Source organism: Streptomyces sp. NPDC034037 (assembly GCF_055575715.1).
In genome coordinates this window covers 68,857-88,523 of the sequence record NZ_JBVISC010000014.1, presented here as the reverse complement: position 1 = coordinate 88,523, position 19,667 = coordinate 68,857, and the positions used below count along the sequence as shown (strand labels likewise).

The 19,667-nt window shown below is 73.1% G+C and carries 14 protein-coding genes; 5 read left to right on the top strand and 9 right to left on the bottom strand.

The features are described 5' to 3' along the window. Positions 1-32: 32 nt before the first annotated feature. Positions 33-518 (bottom strand): ATP-binding protein, encoded by a 486-nt coding sequence (locus ACZ516_RS32960; RefSeq protein ID WP_467466931.1) that lies wholly within the window; start codon positions 516-518, stop codon positions 33-35. Between the two features lie 176 nt (positions 519-694). Between ACZ516_RS32960 and ACZ516_RS32955 the strand changes: the two genes are divergently transcribed. After that, positions 695-3,778, top strand: a complete 3,084-nt coding sequence (locus ACZ516_RS32955) for an alpha-mannosidase (RefSeq protein WP_469013335.1) — start codon at positions 695-697, stop codon at positions 3,776-3,778. 33 nt (positions 3,779-3,811) lie between these two features. Here the strand turns inward: ACZ516_RS32955 and ACZ516_RS32950 are convergent, their stop codons facing one another. Together ACZ516_RS32950 and ACZ516_RS32945 are read right to left on the bottom strand one after the other, a co-directional pair. Then, the gene (locus ACZ516_RS32950; protein WP_469013333.1) at positions 3,812-5,554 is read right to left on the bottom strand and encodes a pyruvate dehydrogenase; all 1,743 of its coding nucleotides are present in this window, start codon (positions 5,552-5,554) and stop codon (positions 3,812-3,814) included. 139 nt (positions 5,555-5,693) lie between these two features. After that, positions 5,694-7,127, bottom strand: coding sequence for a protein phosphatase 2C domain-containing protein (locus ACZ516_RS32945; RefSeq protein WP_469013331.1), 1,434 nt, complete (start codon positions 7,125-7,127; stop codon positions 5,694-5,696). A gap of 370 nt (positions 7,128-7,497) precedes the next feature. Between ACZ516_RS32945 and ACZ516_RS32940 the strand changes: the two genes are divergently transcribed. Both ACZ516_RS32940 and ACZ516_RS32935 read left to right on the top strand, forming a co-directional pair. Continuing rightward, positions 7,498-8,502: a winged helix-turn-helix transcriptional regulator gene (locus ACZ516_RS32940; RefSeq protein ID WP_361077253.1), complete on the top strand. Its 1,005-nt coding sequence runs from the start codon at positions 7,498-7,500 to the stop codon at positions 8,500-8,502. Positions 8,503-8,543: 41 nt separating this feature from the next. Further along, the gene (locus ACZ516_RS32935) at positions 8,544-9,026 is read left to right on the top strand and encodes a DUF456 domain-containing protein (RefSeq protein ID WP_358590227.1); all 483 of its coding nucleotides are present in this window, start codon (positions 8,544-8,546) and stop codon (positions 9,024-9,026) included. Between the two features lie 125 nt (positions 9,027-9,151). Here the strand turns inward: ACZ516_RS32935 and ACZ516_RS32930 are convergent, their stop codons facing one another. From ACZ516_RS32930 to ACZ516_RS32915, 4 genes are all read right to left on the bottom strand, one after another. Then, positions 9,152-10,495: a glycoside hydrolase family 43 protein gene (locus ACZ516_RS32930; protein ID WP_469013403.1), complete on the bottom strand. Its 1,344-nt coding sequence runs from the start codon at positions 10,493-10,495 to the stop codon at positions 9,152-9,154. 415 nt (positions 10,496-10,910) lie between these two features. Beyond that, the gene (locus ACZ516_RS32925) at positions 10,911-12,341 is read right to left on the bottom strand and encodes a DNA-3-methyladenine glycosylase 2 family protein (RefSeq protein ID WP_469013401.1); all 1,431 of its coding nucleotides are present in this window, start codon (positions 12,339-12,341) and stop codon (positions 10,911-10,913) included. A gap of 590 nt (positions 12,342-12,931) precedes the next feature. Then, on the bottom strand, positions 12,932-14,068 hold the full coding sequence (gene rsgA / locus ACZ516_RS32920) for a ribosome small subunit-dependent GTPase A (protein ID WP_469013398.1): 1,137 nt from the start codon (positions 14,066-14,068) through the stop codon (positions 12,932-12,934). A 277-nt stretch (positions 14,069-14,345) separates the two neighbouring features. After that, positions 14,346-14,546 (bottom strand): hypothetical protein, encoded by a 201-nt coding sequence (locus ACZ516_RS32915; RefSeq protein ID WP_467466934.1) that lies wholly within the window; start codon positions 14,544-14,546, stop codon positions 14,346-14,348. 43 nt (positions 14,547-14,589) lie between these two features. Between ACZ516_RS32915 and ACZ516_RS32910 the strand changes: the two genes are divergently transcribed. Together ACZ516_RS32910 and ACZ516_RS32905 are read left to right on the top strand one after the other, a co-directional pair. Next, positions 14,590-15,816: a cytochrome P450 gene (locus ACZ516_RS32910; protein ID WP_469013329.1), complete on the top strand. Its 1,227-nt coding sequence runs from the start codon at positions 14,590-14,592 to the stop codon at positions 15,814-15,816. 11 nt (positions 15,817-15,827) lie between these two features. Further along, positions 15,828-16,052, top strand: coding sequence for a ferredoxin (locus tag ACZ516_RS32905; RefSeq protein ID WP_361077247.1), 225 nt, complete (start codon positions 15,828-15,830; stop codon positions 16,050-16,052). Positions 16,053-16,085: 33 nt separating this feature from the next. Here ACZ516_RS32905 and ACZ516_RS32900 read toward each other — a convergent pair whose 3' ends face one another. Together ACZ516_RS32900 and ACZ516_RS32895 are read right to left on the bottom strand one after the other, a co-directional pair. Continuing rightward, positions 16,086-18,653, bottom strand: a complete 2,568-nt coding sequence (locus ACZ516_RS32900) for a polysaccharide lyase family 8 super-sandwich domain-containing protein (RefSeq protein ID WP_469013326.1) — start codon at positions 18,651-18,653, stop codon at positions 16,086-16,088. 244 nt (positions 18,654-18,897) lie between these two features. Next, positions 18,898-19,590, bottom strand: coding sequence for a pyridoxamine 5'-phosphate oxidase family protein (locus ACZ516_RS32895; protein ID WP_469013325.1), 693 nt, complete (start codon positions 19,588-19,590; stop codon positions 18,898-18,900). Between the last annotated feature and the right edge of the window lie 77 nt (positions 19,591-19,667).

The window sequence follows — 19,667 nt, the reverse complement described above, 5'->3', positions numbered from 1 at the left end:
CCCGGCTCGGGCCGGGCGGTGGCGGCAGGGTGTCACACCATGCCGCCGCCGTTCAGCTCGAACCACACCACCTTGCCGACGCCGTGCGCGCGCACGCCCCACGCGTCGGCCAGGGACTGCACCAGCACCAGGCCCCTGCCGCTCGTACCGTCGTCGGCGTCCGGTACGCGGGGCTCGGGGCGGCGCGCCACGAAGTCCCGCACCTCGACGCGCAGTCCGCGCGGCCCCAGGGTGGCGGTGACGATCGCGTCATGGTCGGTGTGCACCAGTGCGTTGGTGACGAGTTCGCTGGTGAGCAGCTCGGCGGTGTCGGCCCGCGCCGGCTGGCCCCAGCGCCGCAGGAACTCCCTCAGGGCGCCCCGGACCTCGGGCACCGCGGACAGATCCGCCCTCCCCAGTCTCCGTCTGAGCTGGGCGTGGTCCGGTCCGACCGGTGCCTCCTCGATCCTCTCGTCGCGTACGTTCGGCGAAGAGGCCCCGAATCCCCCGGGGCCGCCCCCACGTGACTGCCTCGTCATGACCCCCGCCCACCAAGCGATGACCTTGCCTCCCTGCTCGAACAACCTCACGGAATGCATTCCCCGCGCTACAGACGGCACTCCTGTCGAATCGTCAACCAACGGCGTGGGTGTGCCGGGGCGGGGAGGGGAAATGAAGCGGTGGACCCCGCCACCGAGCGTTCGGAGGAGCCCTGGTGCACGACGACAGACTGCTGGTGGAGGGCCGCCTGGAGCGGGCCCTGCGCCAGTTCATCCGCCCCGCCCAGTACACGCACAGGGTGCCGCTGACCCTCTCCGTCTGGCATGCGCCGGCCGTGCCCGGCTCCCCCGTTCATGGGGAGCCCGGAGACTGGGGCACGGTGCCCGTGTCGGCCGCGCTGGAAGCGTCGTACGCACCCTTCGCGACCGGCGCGGAATGGGGAAGTCCCTGGTCGACGAGTTGGTTCCGGCTTCAGGGTCGAGTGCCGCGGGAATGGCGCGGGCGCCGCGTCGAAGCGGTCGTGGACCCCGGATTCACCGGGGACGGCCCGGGATTCCAGGCCGAGGGCCTGGTGTACGACGCGACGGGTGTGCCGCTCAAGGGGGTCCACCCCCGCAATCGGCATATTCCGGTGGCCTCTCCCGCACAGGGCGGTGAGGCGGTGCATTTCCTGCTGGAAGCGGCGGCCAATCCGGCGGTCCTGCACGACTTTCTGCCGACACCCCTGGGCGACGTACTGACCGCGGGCTCTACCCCCATCTACCGATTCGCGTCTGCCGATCTCGCCGTACTGAACGAGGACGTATGGCAGTTGACGCTGGACATCGAGGTCCTGTCCGAGCTGATGGCCGAACTGGACGCCGGCCGTCCGCGTCGGCACGAGATCCTGCGGGCTCTGGAGGACATGCTCGACGCGCTCGATCTGCACGACGTGCCGGGCACGGCCGCGGCGGGGCGTGCGGCCCTCGCCGACGCCCTGGCCCGGCCCGCCCACGCGAGCGCGCACCGCGTGTCGGCGGCCGGGCACGCGCACATCGACTCGGCCTGGCTGTGGCCCCTGCGCGAGACGGTGCGCAAGGCCTCGCGCACCTTCGCCAACGTGACGGCGCTGGCGCGGGAGTACCCGGAGCTGGTCTTCGCCTGTTCGCAGGCGCAGCAGTACGCGTGGGTGAAGGAGCACCAGCCGCACATCTGGGAGCGGATCAAGAAGGCGGTGGCGGACGGCAACTGGGCGCCGGTGGGCTCGATGTGGGTGGAGTCGGACGCCAACATGCCGGGCGGCGAGGCGCTGGCGCGCCAGATCACGCACGGCATGCGTTTCTTCCGCGAGGAGCTGGGCGTTCGGACCCAGGAGATCTGGCTGCCCGACTCCTTCGGATACACCGCGGCCTTCCCGCAGTTGGCGAAGCTCGCGGGCGTCCGCTGGTTCCTGACGCAGAAGCTGAGCTGGAACCAGTCCAACAAGATGCCGCACCACACCTTCTGGTGGGAGGGCATCGACGGCACCCGCGTCTTCACCCACTTCCCGCCCGTGGACACCTACAACTCGCAGTTCCACGGCGCCGAACTCGCCCACGCCGAGCGGAACTTCGCCGACAAGGGCCGGGCGAGCCGCTCGCTGGTGCCGTTCGGCTGGGGTGACGGCGGGGGCGGGCCCACCCGCGAGATGATGGAGCGGGCCCGGCGCCTGAGGTCCCTGGAGGGTTCGCCCCGCGTCGAGATCGAGAAGCCGTCGGCGTTCTTCACGGCGGCCGAGGAGGAGTACGGCGCGCGGGCCCCGGTCTGGTCGGGCGAGCTGTACCTGGAACTGCACCGCGCGACGTACACCACGCAGGCGGCGACCAAGCGCGGCAACCGCCGCAGCGAACACGCGCTGCGCGAGGCGGAGTTGTGGTGCACAGCGGCCGCGGTGCGCGAGCCCTCCTACGCCTATCCGTACGACGCGCTGGACCGGCTGTGGAAGACGGTCCTGCTGCACCAGTTCCACGACATCCTGCCGGGTTCGTCGATCGCCTGGGTGCACCGCGAGGCGCGGGAGACCTACGCGCGGGTGCTGGCGGAGCTGGAGGCGATCACCGCGTCGGCCGTACGTCACCTCGGCGCGGGCGGCCGCGCGGTCCTGAACGCCTCGCCCTACCCCCGTAGCGAGGTCGTGGACGGCGGGGACGGCGCGCTGGTGCGGGTCGACGTCCCGGCGCTCGGCACCCGGAGCCTGGACACCGCACCGGTATCGGGCCCGGTCGCGGTCGCGCACACCAGCGGCGACGCCATCCTGCTGACCAACGAGCACCTGAGCGTGCGCGTCGACGCCGCCGGACTGCTGACCTCCGTACGGGACCTGGACGCGGCCCGCGAGGTGCTCGCGGCACCCGGCAATCTTTTGCAGCTGCACCCCGACCATCCCACGCACTATGACGCGTGGGACCTCGACCGGCACTACCGGCACCGGCACACCGATCTCACGGACGCCGAGTCCGTCGAGCTGGTCGAGGACGGGCCGCTGCGGGTCGCGGTGCGGGTGGTGCGCGCGTTCGGCCGCTCGCGGATCACGCAGGAGATCCGACTAGCGGCGGGCAGCAGGCGCGTGGACATCGTCACGGACGTCGACTGGCGGGAGTCGGAGAAGGTGCTCAAGGCGGCCTTCCCGCTGGACGTGCACGCCGAACGGTCCGCCGCCGAGATCCAGTTCGGCCATGTGCACCGGCCGACGCACGCCAACACCGCCTGGGACGCGGCGCGTTACGAGATCTGCGCGCACCGCTGGCTGCGGGTCGCCGAGGAGGGGTACGGGGTCGCGCTGCTCAACGACGCGACGTACGGCCATGACGTGACGCGCGCCGAGCACGGCGGCACGCTCGGCACCACCGTACGGCTGACCCTGCTGCGGGCCCCGCACAGCCCGGACCCGCTGACCGATCAGGGCGCGCACCGCTTCACGTACGCGCTGCTGCCCGGCGCGGGCACGGGGGACGCGGTGGCGGAGGGCCTCGCGCTCAACCTGCCGCTGCGGGTGGCCGACGCGCCCGCCCTGGCGCCGCTGGTGAGCGTGGACAACCCGGCGATCACGGTGGAGTCGGTGAAGCTCGCCGACGACCGGGGCGGCGATGTGATCGTTCGGCTCTACGAGTCGCGCGGCGGGCGGGCCGCGGGCACGCTCGGCACGTCGTTCCCGGTGGCGCGGGCCGAGGTGACCGACCTGCTGGAGCGGCCGCTGCACGAGGCCGACACGGGCGCAAGCGGCCTGGCCCTCGCGCTGCGGCCCTTCCAGATCGTCACCCTGCGGCTGCGGCCCGCCTGACCGGGGCGGCCGGCGGAGGTGCCGGGACCGGTGTCAGGGCCTCGGCACGTTCCGCAGGTTCGAGCGGGCCATCTGGAGCATCCGGCCCACCCCGCCGTCCAGCACGATCTTGCTCGCGGAGAGCGCGAAGCCGGTGACCATGTCCGAGCTGATCTTGGGCGGCATGGAGAGGGCGTTGGGGTCGGTGACGATGTCGACGAGCGCCGGGCCCTTGTGCGCGAAGGCCTCCTTGAGGGCGCCCGCGAGCTGCTTGGGCTTCTCCACGCGGATGCCGTGGGCCCCGGCGGCGCGGGCCACGGCGGCGAAGTCCGGGTTGTGGTTCGCCGTGCCGTAGTTCGGCAGTCCCGCGACCATCATCTCCAGCTCCACCATGCCCAGGGAGGAGTTGTTGAACAGGACGACCTTCACCGGCAGATCGTGCTGGACGAGGGTGAGGAAGTCGCCCATCAGCATGGAGAAGCCGCCGTCGCCGGACATCGAGACGACCTGCCGCTTGCGGTCCACGAACTGGGCGCCGATCGCCTGCGGCAGGGCGTTGGCCATCGAGCCGTGGCTGAAGGAGCCGATGATGCGGCGCCTGCCGTTGGGGGTGAGGTAGCGGGCAGCCCAGACGTTGCACATGCCGGTGTCGACGGTGAACACCGCGTCGTCGGCGGCCACTTCGTCCAGGACGGAGGCGACGTACTCGGGGTGGATCGGGACGTGCTTGTCGACCTTGCGGGTGTACGCCTTGACGACGCCTTCAAGGGCGTCGGCGTGCTTCTTCAGCATCTTGTCGAGGAACTTGCGGTTCGACTTGGCCGCGACGCGCGGGATGAGGCAGCGCAGGGTCTCGCGTACGTCGCCCCAGACCGCGAGATCCAGCTTCGAGCGGCGGCCGAGGTTCTCGGGGCGCACGTCGACCTGGGCGATCTGGACGTCGTCAGGCAGGAAGGCGTTGTACGGGAAGTCCGTGCCGAGCAGGATCAGCAGATCGCATTCATGGGTGGCCTCGTAGGCCGCGCCGTAGCCGAGCAGGCCGCTCATGCCGACGTCGAACGGATTGTCGTACTGGATCCACTCCTTGCCCCGCAGCGCGTGGCCCACCGGCGACTTGATCTTCTCGGCGAACTCCATCACCTCGGCGTGGGCGCCGGCCGTGCCGCTGCCGCAGAAGAGGGTGACCTTGCGCGCCTTGTCGATCATCTTGGCGAGCTTGTCGATCTCCTCGTCGCCGGGGCGCACCGTGGGCCGCGAGGTCACCAGGGCCGTCTCGGCGGCCTTCTCCGGCGCGGGCTCGGAGGCGATGTCGCCCGGCAGCGACACGACGCTGACCCCGGAGCGGCCCACCGCGTTCTGGATGGCGGTCTGCAGCAGCCGGGGCATCTGCTTCGGGCTGGAGATCAGCTCGCTGTAGTGACTGCACTCCTGGAACAGCCGGTCGGGGTGCGTCTCCTGGAAGAAGCCGAGGCCGATCTCGCTGGAGGGGATGTGCGAGGCGAGGGCGAGGACCGGGGCCATGGAGCGGTGGGCGTCGTACAGGCCGTTGATGAGGTGGAGGTTGCCCGGGCCGCAGGAGCCGGCGCAGGCGGCGAGCCGGCCGGTGATCTGGGCCTCCGCGCCGGCCGCGAAGGCGGCGGTCTCCTCGTGCCGGACCTGGACCCAGTCGATCTCCTTGGTACGGCGGATGGCGTCCACGACCGGGTTGAGACTGTCGCCGACGACGCCGTACAGGCGCTGGACACCCGCCCGGACGAGGATGTCGACGAACTGCTCGGCGACGTTCTGCTTGGCCATGCGGTACGCACCTCTTCACCCTTGGAACCTGTGGGCCCCTCGGAGCCCTTTGGGCCCCTTGTAACCCCTCGGTCCCCCCTTGAACCCTTTGGTCCGGGATCGGGGAACCCTTCGCTCCATGAATGCACGGGTACGGCGGTCATGCCTCCCAGAGCGCGGCGGCCGTCCGGTCGTCGGCGTACCCCTTGACCCTGACCTGTACGTCGGCCAGGAAGGCGGCGAGCCCCGGCGGGTCGCTCTTCTCCCAGCGGCGGGTGAGGTGTTCGGCCAGAGCGGGCTCGCCGCGCAGCGGTTCGGCGAGGCCCGCGCTGCACAGCAGGAGCGTGTCACCCGGCCGGGCGACCGAGGCCCGGAAGCGGAACGGTTCGTGGGGCCGCTCGGGCGCCGGTTCGTAGGGGCTGGGAGGTGTGGTGATGCCCAGGTCCATGGTGAGCCGGTCGCCCTCGGGGGTGTGCGGCGGCGGTGAACCGAAGCCGACCACGGCGTCCCCGACGGCTTCGGCGCCACGCGGCTCGATGTCCTGCCACTCGCCCTCGCGCAGCCGGAACAGGCCGCCCGCGCCGACGCCGAAGAAGACGCGCGTGCGGCACCGGGGGTCGGCCGGCAGCAGCAGGCAGCGCAGGGATGCGGCGTACTCGTCCGGCTGGAGGCCGAGGTCGGCGGCGCGGGCGCGGAGTCTGCCGAGGCTGCGGTCGGTCAGGCGGTGCAGGCCCGATTTCAGGTCGCCGCGCCGGGCGGCCCTGATGTCCTCGGCGAGCCGCTGGTGGCTGCGTCCGACGGCCCGGCCGATCCACGCGCAGGCCTCGGCGGCCGCGCGGTGCGCCCCCGGGGTCGCGCGGGCGCCGGTGGCCATCGCGACCAGCACCAGGGCGCTGTCGCCGGAGCCGAATCGGGCGGTCAGCAGGGAGTCGCGGCGGGGGTCGCCGCGGTAGCGGGCGGAGTCGCCGCGCACGGAGGCGGCGCGCAGGGTGACGGAGCCGTGGCGCGCGCCGTCGAGCACGGTGTCCGCGACGAGGCCGGCGAGGTCGTCGGGGTCGGCCATCGGCAGGGCGGTGGGCTCGGGCTCGTAGGTGGGGGGCCCGTCGCCGACGTGCGCCGGGCCGGCGGGGTCGGGGCGCTCGGCCTGATCCCGCAGAGTGCCCGGCCCGTCCGCGCCTCGGGCGCGCCCACCGGGCGGTGCGGGCTCCTCGGGGCCGTGCGAGCCGCCCGCACCGGGCGCGGGCCCCGCCACCGGCCCCGACCCGGACCCGAAGGTCACCGGCCCGCTGGGGCCGACGGGGGGCTCCCAGGGGGCGGGGGCGACGGGGGTGCGGGGGGTGTCGGGGGCGGGGGCGACGGGGGCGCGGGGCGTTTCGGGGGCGACCGGGGTGGGCGGCGTGTCAGAGGCCGGCCGGGTGTCGTCGCGGCCCCGTGGCGAGGGGAATCTCTCCTGCACGGTGTCCGCCGCCGAGGCGAACCTGTCGTCGAGGGTGTCCGGTGCGGGCGTCGGGCCCGTGTCCTGGGTGGTGTCGTCGTACAACTGCCCCCACCAGTCGTCGTCGCGACCGGTGCGCCTCTCCCCCTGCTGGCTCATGCCCCTATTTTCCACCGCGGAGGCCGCCCGAAAACGGTGCATCCGGAAATTCCGGCCAACCTGGCCACGGCGGGGCGGTGGAGGGGCCGCCGGGCGGTCCCACCCCCCACAGGGGGACCGCCCGGCGGCGTCTGTGTGGCGCGCGCGCCTCATGGGTGCGGGCCACGGCCTGGGTGACGGGGGTGGGTGCTGCCGGCCTGTAGGCCCGCGTGCCCAGTGACGTCGAGTTCAATCCGCGTACCGTCCCCTTCCCCGGGCCCTTGTCACCGGGCGGGGAGGTACGGGGATGATGTCCTCCGGCGGAATCGCGCCGTGGCTGTTTTCCGCCACGGCGCGATCGGAACGGAGCCTCGGGGAGGGATGTCGCCGCATGCTGGCAGCGATAGGGCTGGACGAGACGCACGAGTCGGCGTACCGGGCGCTGGTGTCGGTGGGCGCCGCCGATGTGCCGGGCCTCGCGCGCAGACTCGCCCTCGGCGAACCGGAGACGGAGCGGGCGCTGCGCCGCCTGGAGCGCCACGGTTTGGCCGCGCAGGCCTCCGGCAGGGCGGGCCGCTGGGTGGCCGCGCCGCCGGGTGCGGCGCTCGGCGCCCTGCTCACGCAGCAGCGGCAGGAGTTGGACAGGGCGGAGCTGGCGGCGAAGGTGCTCGCGGAGGAGTACCGCGCGCGGGCCGTCGAGCCCAGCGTCCACGATCTGCTCGAGGTGGTCACCGGCGCGGCCGCCGTCTCGCAGCGCTTCCTTCAGGTGCGGCTGGGGGCGAGCCGGGAGGTGTGCGCGCTGGTCAGCGGCGGTTCCGACGGAGCCGGCGGCATCGGGGGCGGCGCCGGGGAGCAGGCCGGGGGCCGGGGTGTCGCCCACCGTGTGGTGGTGGAGCGGGCCGTCCTGGACACGCCGCTGGGGCTCGGCGGGCTGTCGGCGGCGCTCGGCCGCGAGGAGCGGGTGCGGGTCGTGGACCGGGTCCCGACGAAGCTGCTGATCGCCGACGGTGCGCTGGCGATCGTGCCGTTGACCTCGCGGACCGCGGAGCCCGCCGCGCTGGTCGTGCACGCCAGTGGGCTGCTCGCCTCGCTGACGGGGCTCTTCGAGGCGGTCTGGCGGGAGGCGCTGCCGCTGCGTCTGGGCGAGGGCGCGGACACGGTCCGCGAGGACGCCCCTCAGGGGCCGGACGCCACGGACCTGGAGATCCTCTCGCTGCTCCTCGCGGGCCTGACGGACGCGAGCGTCGCCAAACAGCTCGACCTCGGGCTGCGCACGGTGCAGCGCCGGGTGAAGCGGCTGATGGAGCTGACCGGTGTGACGACGCGGCTCCAGCTGGGCTGGCACGCGTACGAGCGGGAGTGGGTCGCGCGGCGCGTCCGCGTCCCGCAGGTCTGATCTGACCTGCGGTTTCGCCGGATCTGCGGCACGCTGGACAGATGGGAGCGTGGGAACTCCTGCTGGTCGGTGTGGTGCTGCTGCTCGGCCTGTGCGGAGTGCTGGTGCCCGGGGTGCCGGGGCCGTGGCTGGTGTGGGCCGCGGTCCTGTGGTGGGCGCTGCAGGAGCCCAACGGCCTCGCCTGGGGCGTGCTCGTCGGCGCGTCCGTCGTCCTGCTCGCCGCGCAGGCCGTGCGCTGGCAACTGCCGCCCCGCCGGCTGCGCCAGGGCGGCGCCACGCGCCGGATGGCCGTCTTCGCCGGGGCGGGCGCGCTGCTCGGCTTCTGCGTGGTGCCGGTGCTCGGCGCCATCCCGGGCTTCGTCGGCGGGATCTACGCCGGGGAGCGGCTGCGGCTCGGCGGCCACGGCGAGGCGGCCGCGGCCACCCGCACGGCGATGCGGCTGGGCGGCACGAGCATCCTGACCGAACTCTTCGCCTGCCTGCTGATCTTCGGTGCGTGGCTGGGGGCGGTCTTCTGGGGTTAGGGCGACGGGGGTCGAACTGCTTACAGTTTCGCTTGAGTTGGAGCCTTGAGTTGGAACGGGCCCGGCGGCGGCTCGGAGAGGGCGGTACGTCACCGGATGTCCGGTCCGCCATCGACGCGTTGCGGTTACGCGGCGCGGGTGAACCGCCACCAGTTGACATTGAACAAGTAGCCGCTGCCGCCGCTGAACGTCAGGTAGAGGTCATGGGTTCCCGTCACGCCGCTGACTGGGCAGGTCACCGTGGTCCAGGACTGCCAGCCACCGGTGTTCGGCACACCGCACCGGCCCACGATCGACCCGCTCGGACTGTCCAGGCGCACTTCGAGGGTGCCGCCACTGGTGGCCGAGGCGACGCGTGCGGCGAAGGAGGAGGCGCCCGCCCCGAAGGCCGCTCCCTTGACCTTGGTGTAGTCGCCGTTCTCGATCCAGCCGACGTTCATTCCGCCGTCACTGGTCCATTCGGTCTCGATCCCGGAACCCCAGGCGATCGTCTCGGCCTCCTGGCGGACGTACGGATCGAGTGGACCGGCTTGCGGGGCACCCCTGCTCGTCATGTTGATCGTCGGAATGGTGCCGTCGGCGTTGTAGGAGAACTTCTCCACGGCCACCGAGCGGGTGAAACCGCCTCCGCCCGGGAGGGCGCCGTTGTGGTAGAAGAAGTACGAACTGCCCTTGAAGTCCACGATGCCCGGGTGGTTGGTGAAGCTGTTGCCCTGGGCGGGCATGACGGTGCCACGGTAGGTCCAGGGTCCGGTCGGGCCGGGTGCCGTGGAGTAGGCGATGAATTCCTGGCAGCACTTGGCCGCGTACACCAGGTAGTACAGACCGTTCCGCTTGTAGACCCACGGCCCTTCTTCGTACAGCGTGGGACGGTCGGGGTTGTCGGTGCGGGTGCCGAACCCTGAGGTGGTGAGCGGGATCTTGGTGGGGCTGCCCGAGTAGGAAATCATGTCGGCGTTCAGCTTGACGTACCACAGGTTGGGGTTGCCCCAGTAGAGGTAGGCCTGACCGTCGTCGTCGATGAAGACGGTCGGGTCGAACTCGGTGTTCTCCAGCAGCGGGTGGCCGAGGGCGTCCCGGAACGGTCCGGTGGGGCTGTCCGCCACCGCCACGCCGATGGCGAACGCGCCGGTCGCCCGGACCGTCACCGGCACGTACCAGTAGAACTTGCCGCCCCGTTCGACGGCCTGGCCCGCCCACGCGTTGGCGCCCGCCCAGCTGAAGGTGTTCAGGCCGAGCGGTGTGCCGTGGTCGGTCCAGTTGACCATGTCGGCGGAGGACCACACCCGCCAGTCCTTCATCACGAAGGAGTTGGCGGAGCCGTCCTCGTCGTGCCCGGTGTAGAGGTAGACCCGTCCGTTGTGCACCAGCGGGGACGGGTCGGCGGTGTAGACGTGCTGCACGATCGGGTTGTCGGCCCTGGCCGCCGTGGGATGCACCGCGGCAGGAAGGACGGCGAACGCCACCATGAGGATCAGCACCCAGGTTGCCCGGGCGAGTCTCGTACCGGTGGCGGGTGGTCTCACTGCGGTCGGGGGAGCCGTTGGCCTGTGGACGTCGGCACTGGACATGGTGCGGTCCTTCCTGGTGCTGCGGCCCGGGCCTGAGCAGCCGGTCGGATGCGGGGGCCCTTCCAAGTCGGGCATTCGGCGTGTGGGGAGCGTCTTACGGGGACGGATCATGCGGGTGCTGTCATGCCCCGCACGTACACCATGCGAAAACCGCTTCGTCCGGCTCGTGTTCGATACTTCGAACGGAAACCGAACCTTCGAACGCCATGGATGCTAGGAGTTACGAGCGGACAGCACAAGATCCCCGGAAGCCGCATCCCAACGTCACCGGACCACTTCCTCGGCGCCGTCGATCGTGTCTCCGGCGGGGCGTTCATCGGCTGGTGCGGCCTGAAAAGGTGGAATCCCCCGCATCCCGCCCTCCGAGGTGGTGCGTGGCGTAGGAGCGCCAGGGGCGCCAGTCATCGAGGGACGGTTCCGGCTCGCCGGGCAGGGGTACGTCGGGGTCGCCCAGCGCCCGCATTCTGATGAGGGCGGCGGTGCGCGCGTCGATGCCGGGCAGGGCGAGCAGCGCCGCCTCGGCGTCGTCCCGGTCGGCTCCCGCGTCCAGGCGCAGCGTGCCGTCCGCGAGCGCCGTCGCCAGCGCGCCGAGCGGGCCGGGTTCGGCGGCCAGGTCGGCGGGGGCGGGGAAGACGTGGGTGAGGCGTCCGCACGCGGCGTCCAGCGTCTTGCCGTACCGCTCCACGAGCCGCTCGGCGCCGGCCCGTCCCACGAGCGCGCGCACCGCGAACTCCTCCGGGTCGGCCGCGCCCGGCGAGCGCAGCCCGGGCCGGGCGGCGACGAGCGGGGCGAGGCGGGGGTCGCGGGCCAACCGGTCGTCCACGGCGTACGGGTCGGCGTCCAGGTCGAACAGGCGGCGCAGCCGCTGTACGGCGGTGGTGAGGTCGCGCAGGTCGGTGAGGTGCAGGCGGGCGTCGAGCCAGCCGCCGCGGTGTACGGCCCCCGCGCTCGCGCCACCCGTGCCGGCGGCCCGGGAGAAGGCCTCCTCGACGGCCACGACGGCCGTCCCGTGGGGCAGGCGGAGCGTACGCCGGTAGGTGCGGGTGCCGCGCTCGCCGGTGACCTCCTCGACGCCGGGGACCGCCTGGTCCGCGAGCAGGTCGAAGACCGGCGCCGCCTGGTAGGGGCCGCGGTGGGCGAGGCGCAGGGGGATGCCGGCGGCGGGGGTGGCCCGCGCCGTGCCGCGCTGCGGGGCGGCGGCCCGCAGGGCGGTCGGGGTGAGCGCGTACACGGCCTTGACGGTGTCGTTGAACTGCCGGACGCTCGCGAACCCGGCGGCGAACGCGATCTCCGTGACGGGCAGATCCGTGGTCTGCAGCAGGACGCGGGCGGTGTGCGCCCGCTGCGCGCGGGCCAGTGCGACGGGGCCCGCGCCCAGCTCGGCGGTGAGCTGGCGCTGCACCTGCCGGGCGCTGTAGCCGAGGCGCCCGGCGAGCCCGGGCACGCCCTCACGGTCGACGACGCCGTCACCGATCATGCGCATGGCGCGGCCCACGACGTCGGCGCGGACGTTCCACTCGGCCGAGCCCGGGGCGGCGTCCGGCCGGCAGCGGCGGCAGGCGCGGAAGCCGGAGGTCTGGGCGGCGGCGGCCGTCGGGTAGAAGCGGACGTTGCGCCGTTTGGGGGTGACGGCGGGGCAGCTGGGGCGGCAGTAGATGCCGGTCGTCTCGACGGCGAAGAAGAACGCGCCGTCGAAGCGGGCGTCCCTGCTGCGCACGGCCTCGTATCCCGTCTCCTCATCGATCACGCCTCCCAGTGTGGGACCTGGCGGCGCGGCAGGCTGGCGGGATTCGGACACGGAACTTCCGGGGGCCGGTTCCGGGTCGTATGCCCCTGGTCCGGGGGCCCGTACGCCCCCGGCGCGGACCTGGCGGGCTCCTGGCGAAGCGCGCCGGGCTGTGCGGACCGGACAGGCCCAAGGTGGGCCCCGGGCGACCCCGCCAGGCTGTGCGGACCCGACAGGCCAAGGCGGGGCCCCGGGCAACCCCACCAGGCCGTACGGACCCGACAGGCTCAAGGCAGGCCTGGAGCGACCCCGCCAGGCTGTACGGACCCCACAGCCCAAGGCGGGCCCCGGGCAACCCCGCCAGGCTGCACGGACCCGACAGCCCAAGGCAGGCCCCGGGCAACCCCGCCAGGCTGTGCGAACCCGACAGCCCAAGGCAGGCCCGGGCGAGCCCGCCGGGCCGTGCGGACCGGACAGGCCCGGGGCGGCCCCCCGAACCTGCCCCAGGCATCCCCCGCTAGGCCCCCCCGGCGCGAGCGCTCACGGCACCCACGCCGCGGCTCCCCGCGCCCCGACGGAGCCCGAACGGCACCGCCCCGGCGCGGCCGCTACCGGAGGCGCCCCCGCTTCACGTCCAGGGCCGCGCGGCCCTCCGCGTGCCGCAGCCGCCACACGCGGCGCAGCTCCGCGCGGGCCCGGACGTCCGTCTTGGCGACGATGCGCTGGTTCTCGCGGATCAGCTTGCGGTAGCTGTCGAGACGGCGTTCGGGAAGCGCGCCGTCCGCGACGGCGGCGAGCACCGCGCAGCCGGGCTCCGCGCCGTGGGCGCAGTCGTGGAACCGGCAGTTCTCCGCCAGCTCCTCGATCTCGGAGAAGACCTGCCCGACGCCCGTCTCGGCGTCCCACAGGCCGACGCCGCGCAGCCCCGGCGTGTCGATGAGGACCCCGCCGCCGGGCAGCGGCAGGAGGTTGCGGGTCGTCGTGGTGTGGCGGCCCTTCCCGTCGACGTCACGGATCGCCCGGACCGCCATGAGGTCGGCCCCGGCGAGCGCGTTGGCCAGCGTGGACTTGCCCGCGCCGGACTGGCCGAGCAGCACCGAGGTGCCCCCGGAGACGACCGCGGCGAGGATGTCGACGCCGACGCCGGTCGTGGCGCTGACCGTCAGCACCTGTACGCCGGGGGCGGCGGTCTCCACGTCCTCGACCAGGTGGGCGAGCGTGGCGTCGTCCGGCACGAGGTCCGTCTTGGTGAGCACGACGACCGGCTGCCCGCCCGACTCCCAGCCGAGGGCGAGGAACCGCTCGATGCGGCCGAGGTCCAGCTCGACGGAGAGCGGGACCGCGATGATCGAGTGGTCGACGTTGGCGGCGAGGATCTGTCCCTCGGACCGCTTGGACGAGGTGGAGCGCACGAAGGACGTACGCCGCGGCAGGTACGCGCGTACGTAGCGGGGGTCGCCGCCGTCCGGGTCGACGGCGGCCCAGTCACCGGTGCAGATGACCTTCAGCGGGTCGCGGGGCGTGACGAACTCGGTGTCGGCGCGCACGGTCCCGTCGGCGGTGACGATGTCGCACTGCCCGCGGTCCACGCGCACGACCCGGCCGGGCAGCAGCCCCTGGGCCGCGTAGGGCGCGAACTCGGCCTCCCAGCCCGCGTCCCAGCCGTAGGGGGCCAGGGGGTGGGCGGCGGAGGGCGGACCCGCGGGAGAGGGGGACGAACCCGTGGAGGACGGGGAGGAACCCAGCGCGGAGGAGAACGGCAGAGAGGAGAAAGACAAGGGGTGACCCTTCACAGGGGTGGCCCCGGCGCGCGCGGCAAGAGACGCGCGGCGAAATGACGGTCGGTCAGCCGGTGGCCACGGAGGTGGAGTTGACGTACTTCCTGATGTGGGCAACGCCCGTCTCGACGACAGCCATCGGTCACACCTCCTGGTTCTGTTGGGCCGATACCGGCGGCCGGAACTCCGGCCGCCGAGGAACGAGACGCAGCTTAGATCCCCCGCCTCTCGGGGCGCCAATTATTTAATGGCCGGGGCCAAACCCGTCGCCCCGGTCCTGCCGCGCGGCCCGCCACTCGGGGGCGAGCACCGCCCAGATCTCGGTGTCCTGCCTGACGCCCCGGTAGAGGTCGTCCTCCCGGAAGGGCTCGATTCCGGACAGATCAAGGGCCCCGGCGATCTGGCCGGTTGTGTGGTGTACGAAATAGATGCCCCAGGCATCCACTGGGGGCAGGTAACGGGAACATCCGCGCTTGCGAGGTATATCCATGACGAAACCGGCCGAACCGATGCGGCGGACCGCGCCCATCGACTTCCCCCAGGACCGCACCTGCCCCTACCACCCGCCCACCGCCTACGCGCCCCTGCGCGAGGCCCGGCCGCTCGCCCGCGTCGCCCTCTTCGACGGCCGTGAGGTGTGGGTGGTGACCGGGCACGCGGTGGCCCGCGAACTGCTCGCCGACCCGCGGCTGTCCGCCGACCGCACCCACCCCGGCTTCCCCGCGCCCACCGAACGCTTCGCCCGCGTCCGCAACCGCAGCGTCGCCCTGCTCGGCGTGGACGACCCGCGGCACAACACCCAGCGCCGGATGCTGATCCCGAGCTTCTCGGTCAAGCGTGTCGCCGCCCTGCGTCCGGCGATCCAGGAGACCGTCGACCGGCTCCTGGACGCCATGGAGGCGCAGGGGCCGCCCGCCGAGCTGGTGGAGGCGTTCGCGCTGCCGCTGCCGTCCATCGTGATCTGCGCCCTGCTCGGGGTGCCCTACGCCGACCACGACTTCTTCGAGGAGAGGTCACGGCGGCTGCTGCGCGGCCCGCGGGCCGAGGACACCGAGGCGGCGCGGGACGAACTCGACGCCTACTTCCACCGGTTGATCGACCGCAAGCGCGCGAACCCGGGCGACGGCCTCCTGGACGAGCTGATCCACCGACAGCTCGCGAAGGGCGCGGTGACCCCCGAGGAGCTGGTCAGCTTCGCCACGATCCTGCTGGTCGCGGGGCACGAGACCACGGCGAACATGCTCTCCCTCGGTACGTTCACCCTGCTCCGGCATCCCGAGCGGCTCACCGAGCTGAAGGCGGGGATCGGCCGCGAGGAGCGGCTGCCGCCCGCCTTCGTCGAGGAGCTGCTGCGCTATCTGTCCATCGCGGACGGGCTGCTGCGGGTGGTGAAGGAGGACATCGAGATCGCGGGCAACACTCTGCGCGCCGGTGACGGCGTCGTCTTCTCCACCTCCCTCATCAACCGCGACGACGCGGCCTTCGAGGCGCCGGAGGAGCTGGACTGGCGCCGCGCCACCCCGCACCACCTGGCCTTCGGGTTCGGCGTCCACCAGTGCCTGGGCCAGAACCTCGCCCGTGCGGAGATCGAGATCGCCCTGTCCTCCCTCTTCGGGCGGCTGCCGGGCCTGCGTCTCGCCGCGCCCGCCGAGGACATCCCCTTCAAACCGGGTGACACGATCCAGGGCATGCTCGAACTGCCCGTCACATGGTAGGAGTTGGCCGCATGACACAGGGCGCGGCGGACAGGGCGATACGGATCGACACGGACCGGTGCGTGGGCGCGGGCATGTGCGCGCTCACCGCGCCGGGCGTCTTCACGCAGGACGACGACGGCTTCAGCCAGGTGCTCCCGGGCCGCGAGGACGGCGGCGGCGACCCGATGGTGCGCGAGGCCGTTCGGGCGTGCCCGGTGCAGGCGATCACCGCACCGGGAGTCGCCGGGGACTGAGCGAGCGTCACACACCGCCAGTGCAACGGGAGTTCAGGCACGCAGGGTGGCCGTGAAGCTCCTGCCGTACGCGTGGTGCGTGTCGACGTCGATCCGTGTGCCGCCGGGGGCCCGGCTCACCCGTACGCCCGGGTCCGCGGCGACCTTGCGCAGGCCGCGCCCCCGGAGGAGGACGGTGATGGTGTCCCGGCCCGTCGTCGGGTCGGACACCGCGACGGTGACGCCCCGCCCGGGGCGTGCCTCGCGGCGCACGATGACCGAGGCGGGGCCGTCGACACGCACGCGCGCGGCCTCGTGCCGTCCGGGCGTGAAGGTGTTGACGGCGGTCAGGCCGAGGCCGGTGTGGGAGAGGGCCTGCAGCCGGGTCGAGTTGGCGAGGACCCTGAGCGGGCCGCGCCGGGTGTGGGCGCGCAGCCGGTCCTCGGTGGCGTTCGGCACGAGGGCGTACGCCAGGCGGGCCGGCCCGGCCCCGGCCGGAGTGTCGAGGCGCACGCCGAGGACGGAACGGGTCACCTGCGTATCGGCGTTGGCGGTGCGCACGAGGCGGCGGCTGCGGGTGACCCGGTCCAGGCTCACCCGCACCGGCGGGGTGTCGAGGAAGACATAGCCGACGGCGGTGCCCCGGGTGGCATTGGCGTACCGCAGCCACCCCAGGTCGGCGGTGCCGGGGCCGGACCAGGCGCGGCCGTCACGGCGCGCGCCGGTGAGGGAGGTCAGGTCGTCGGGGGCGGCGGTGCGGGCGTCGACGGTCGTGGTCACGGCCCGTCCCCCGTCGTCGCCGACCCCGGCGGCGAGCACCACGATCTCGTCGTCCAGCAGGAACCACGACTTGGTCGCCGTCGCGCCCCGGTACACCACGAAGTCGTCCGGGAGCAGGGCGCGGTCGCGGTAGGCCGCGTCACTGGACTGCACCATGCTCGCGGTGCCGTACGCCCCGAGGACGGCGCCGCCGGAGTGGGCGTTCGTGCCGCGCGGGAAGTAGACGTACTTGTTCTGCGACTCGGAGGACGCGGTGAAGTGCAGCGGGTGCCCGGGGTTGTCGTAGAAGGCCTTGCCGTACGACTCCGGTACGGTGCGCCGCTGTTCCACGGGGGCGGTGACGCCCGCGAGGCCGTAGGGCGGGACGGTGGTGTAGTAGTCGACGCCGTACGCCTGGGTCTGGTCCTGGCCGGAGAGGTAGAGGTGGTGCGCGCCGTCGCCCTGGAACCACGGCATGAGGTTCTCGCCGTTCATGTACTCGTACTTGCTGATCCGCTCGGAGCTGCGCGCGAGGGCGAAGGCGTAGCCGGGCCTGCGGTGCACCGTGCGGTCCATGGCGTTGAAGGCGACGCTGCGTTCGGCGGGGTTGAGGTCGGCGGGGCGCACGGCGGGGTCGGCGATGATGTCGGCGTGGCGCACGATGCTGACCGGGGAGACGAACCGGGCCGGGTCGAGGGGCGCGCGCGAGGTGACCGCGATGTGCTTGACGTAGCTCTTCAGCGCGTCGGCCGCCCGCTCCTGGGCGCTGGTCCCGGCGCGGGCCGCCAGGGAGGCGAGGTCGACGACGGCCTCCACGACCACCGCCACGTCGGCGTATCCGGTGTCGGTGCGTGCCACGGCCCGGCCCTTGACGATCTCCATCATCCAGCCCTCGAAGATCAGCGGGGCGAAGCCGTCCTTCACCCAGCCGTGGACGGTCGGCAGCAGTTCCCCGCCGTGCGCGAAGCCGGTGCCGTCGAGGATCTTGAGGGTCTGCACGACGCGGATGAGTAGGCCTTTGCCGTACGAGCCGGTGTAGGCGACGGAGGCGTGCTGGAGGAACGAGCCGTCCGCGTAGTGGCCGTCCGTCACCCCGTGGCGCGGCCGGTAGGGGTCGACGGTGAGGAACACCGTCAGCTGGTCGGTGAGCGCCTTGTGGACGCGGGCCTCGCCGCCTTCGTCGAGGAGGGCGCCCTGGAGGACGCGGTTGGTGGTGATGTCGGCGAGGTTGGCGCCGGTGTGGAAGCGGGAGTCGAGGTTCACGTCGCCGTCGGTGCCGTTGCGCAGGTAGGCGTCCATCGAGGCGACGTAGGTGGGCACGAGGGAGGGGCGGTGGGCGCGCACTTCGTCGGCGAGCAGCACCAGGGTCCTGCTGACGTGCTGGGAGATACCGATCTCCCAGTGGAACCAGTTGCCGTAGTAGCCCTTGGTCTGGTCGCCGTAGTGGTGCTCGTGCAGCCAGGCCAGGCCGTCGATCACCCGGCGCTGCACGGCGCTGTCGCCGTACAGCGCGGACGGGCCGGGCGCGCGGGTGGCGAGGGCGATCTCGTACAGCCGGCGGTAGGCCGTGTCGAGGTTGGCTTCGTCGGTGCCGAGCGGCAGGCCGGCGAACAGCTCGCCCTCGCCGGCGCCGTCCATCGCCGCGAGGTTCGCCCGCGCCGTCCGGTCGACGGCGGCGAGCTTCGCCGCCGTCTCCGGCCGGGCGTTGGAGGCGGCGGTCCCCGCGAGGACGGCCACCGTGTTGGCGATCAGCAGGGCGCGTCCCTCCGCCACCGCGGCGGCGTCCGCGCGGCCCGCGGGGACCACCGCCAGGAGTCCGGCGGCCGACAGGGCGGACAGCAGGTGTCTGCGGGTGATCTCCATGGCGGCCTCCGCCGGGGGTGTGAGGGGGCGTTCAGGCGGGCGGAGTCAAGCAGATGCCCCCACCGGCGACAAGGGTCCGCGCGCCGACGCGCCGGACGGCGTCCACAGCGTCCTTGTGATCTTGACGCGGTGCGGTTCGGGCGTGGCGCTCCCCTCTCCCCCGCGTTTCCCTCTGCGCGCACGCCGCTCGGCACGCGCACACGGCTGTGCGACGCCGAAACCGCCGTAGGGCGAACGCTCGCTCTCACCCCTGCCGGGTGCCGGCGCGCGTGGCGATGTGGGGCGGGGGCGTGATCCCGGTGGGCAGCAGGGGGTCGGCGACGGGCTCGCCCCAGGTGGCCGTCAGGGGGAGGTTGCCCGCCCAGACGCCGAGCGCGGCGTCCGGTCCCTGCCCGTCCTCCGGCGGTCCGACGGCCGTCTTGACGGAGGCCTCGACCAGGGAGAGCGCGAGCAGCGTGGTCGCGGCCAGCTCCTTGCGGCTGGGGCGGCGGGCGTAGTCCCACTGGCCGGGCGTGGCGTGTTCGGTGAGCAGGCGCAGGCCGCGCAGTTTCTCCTCGGGGTCGGTCACCTTGCGCGGGACGCCGTGAATCATCGCGCTGCGGTAGTTGACGCCGTGCTCGAACACCGACCGGGCGAGGACCAGCCCGTCGATGTGGGTGACGGTGACGCAGACCGGCGCCCCGGGGTCGGCGGCCAGGCTGCGGCTGGCGACGGAGCCGTGCAGGAAGAGGTGCGTGTCGTCGCGGCCGTAGACCGTGGGCACGACCATCGGGTGGCCGTCGACGACGACGCCGAGGTGGCAGACGAAACCGGCGTCCAGGATCGCCTCGAGGTCGGCGCGCGCCAGGCTGCCCTGTTCGCGCAGGCGGCGGTGGCGGGTGCGGTCGGTCACGGGCAGTTCCGGGGGCAGCGCGGACGGCTGGGATGGTCTGTTCACACGGCGACAAGTTACCGATATCGCGACGCAGTTGCCATACGTCGACGGATTCAGTTCCCGCGTAGGCGTACTTCCGC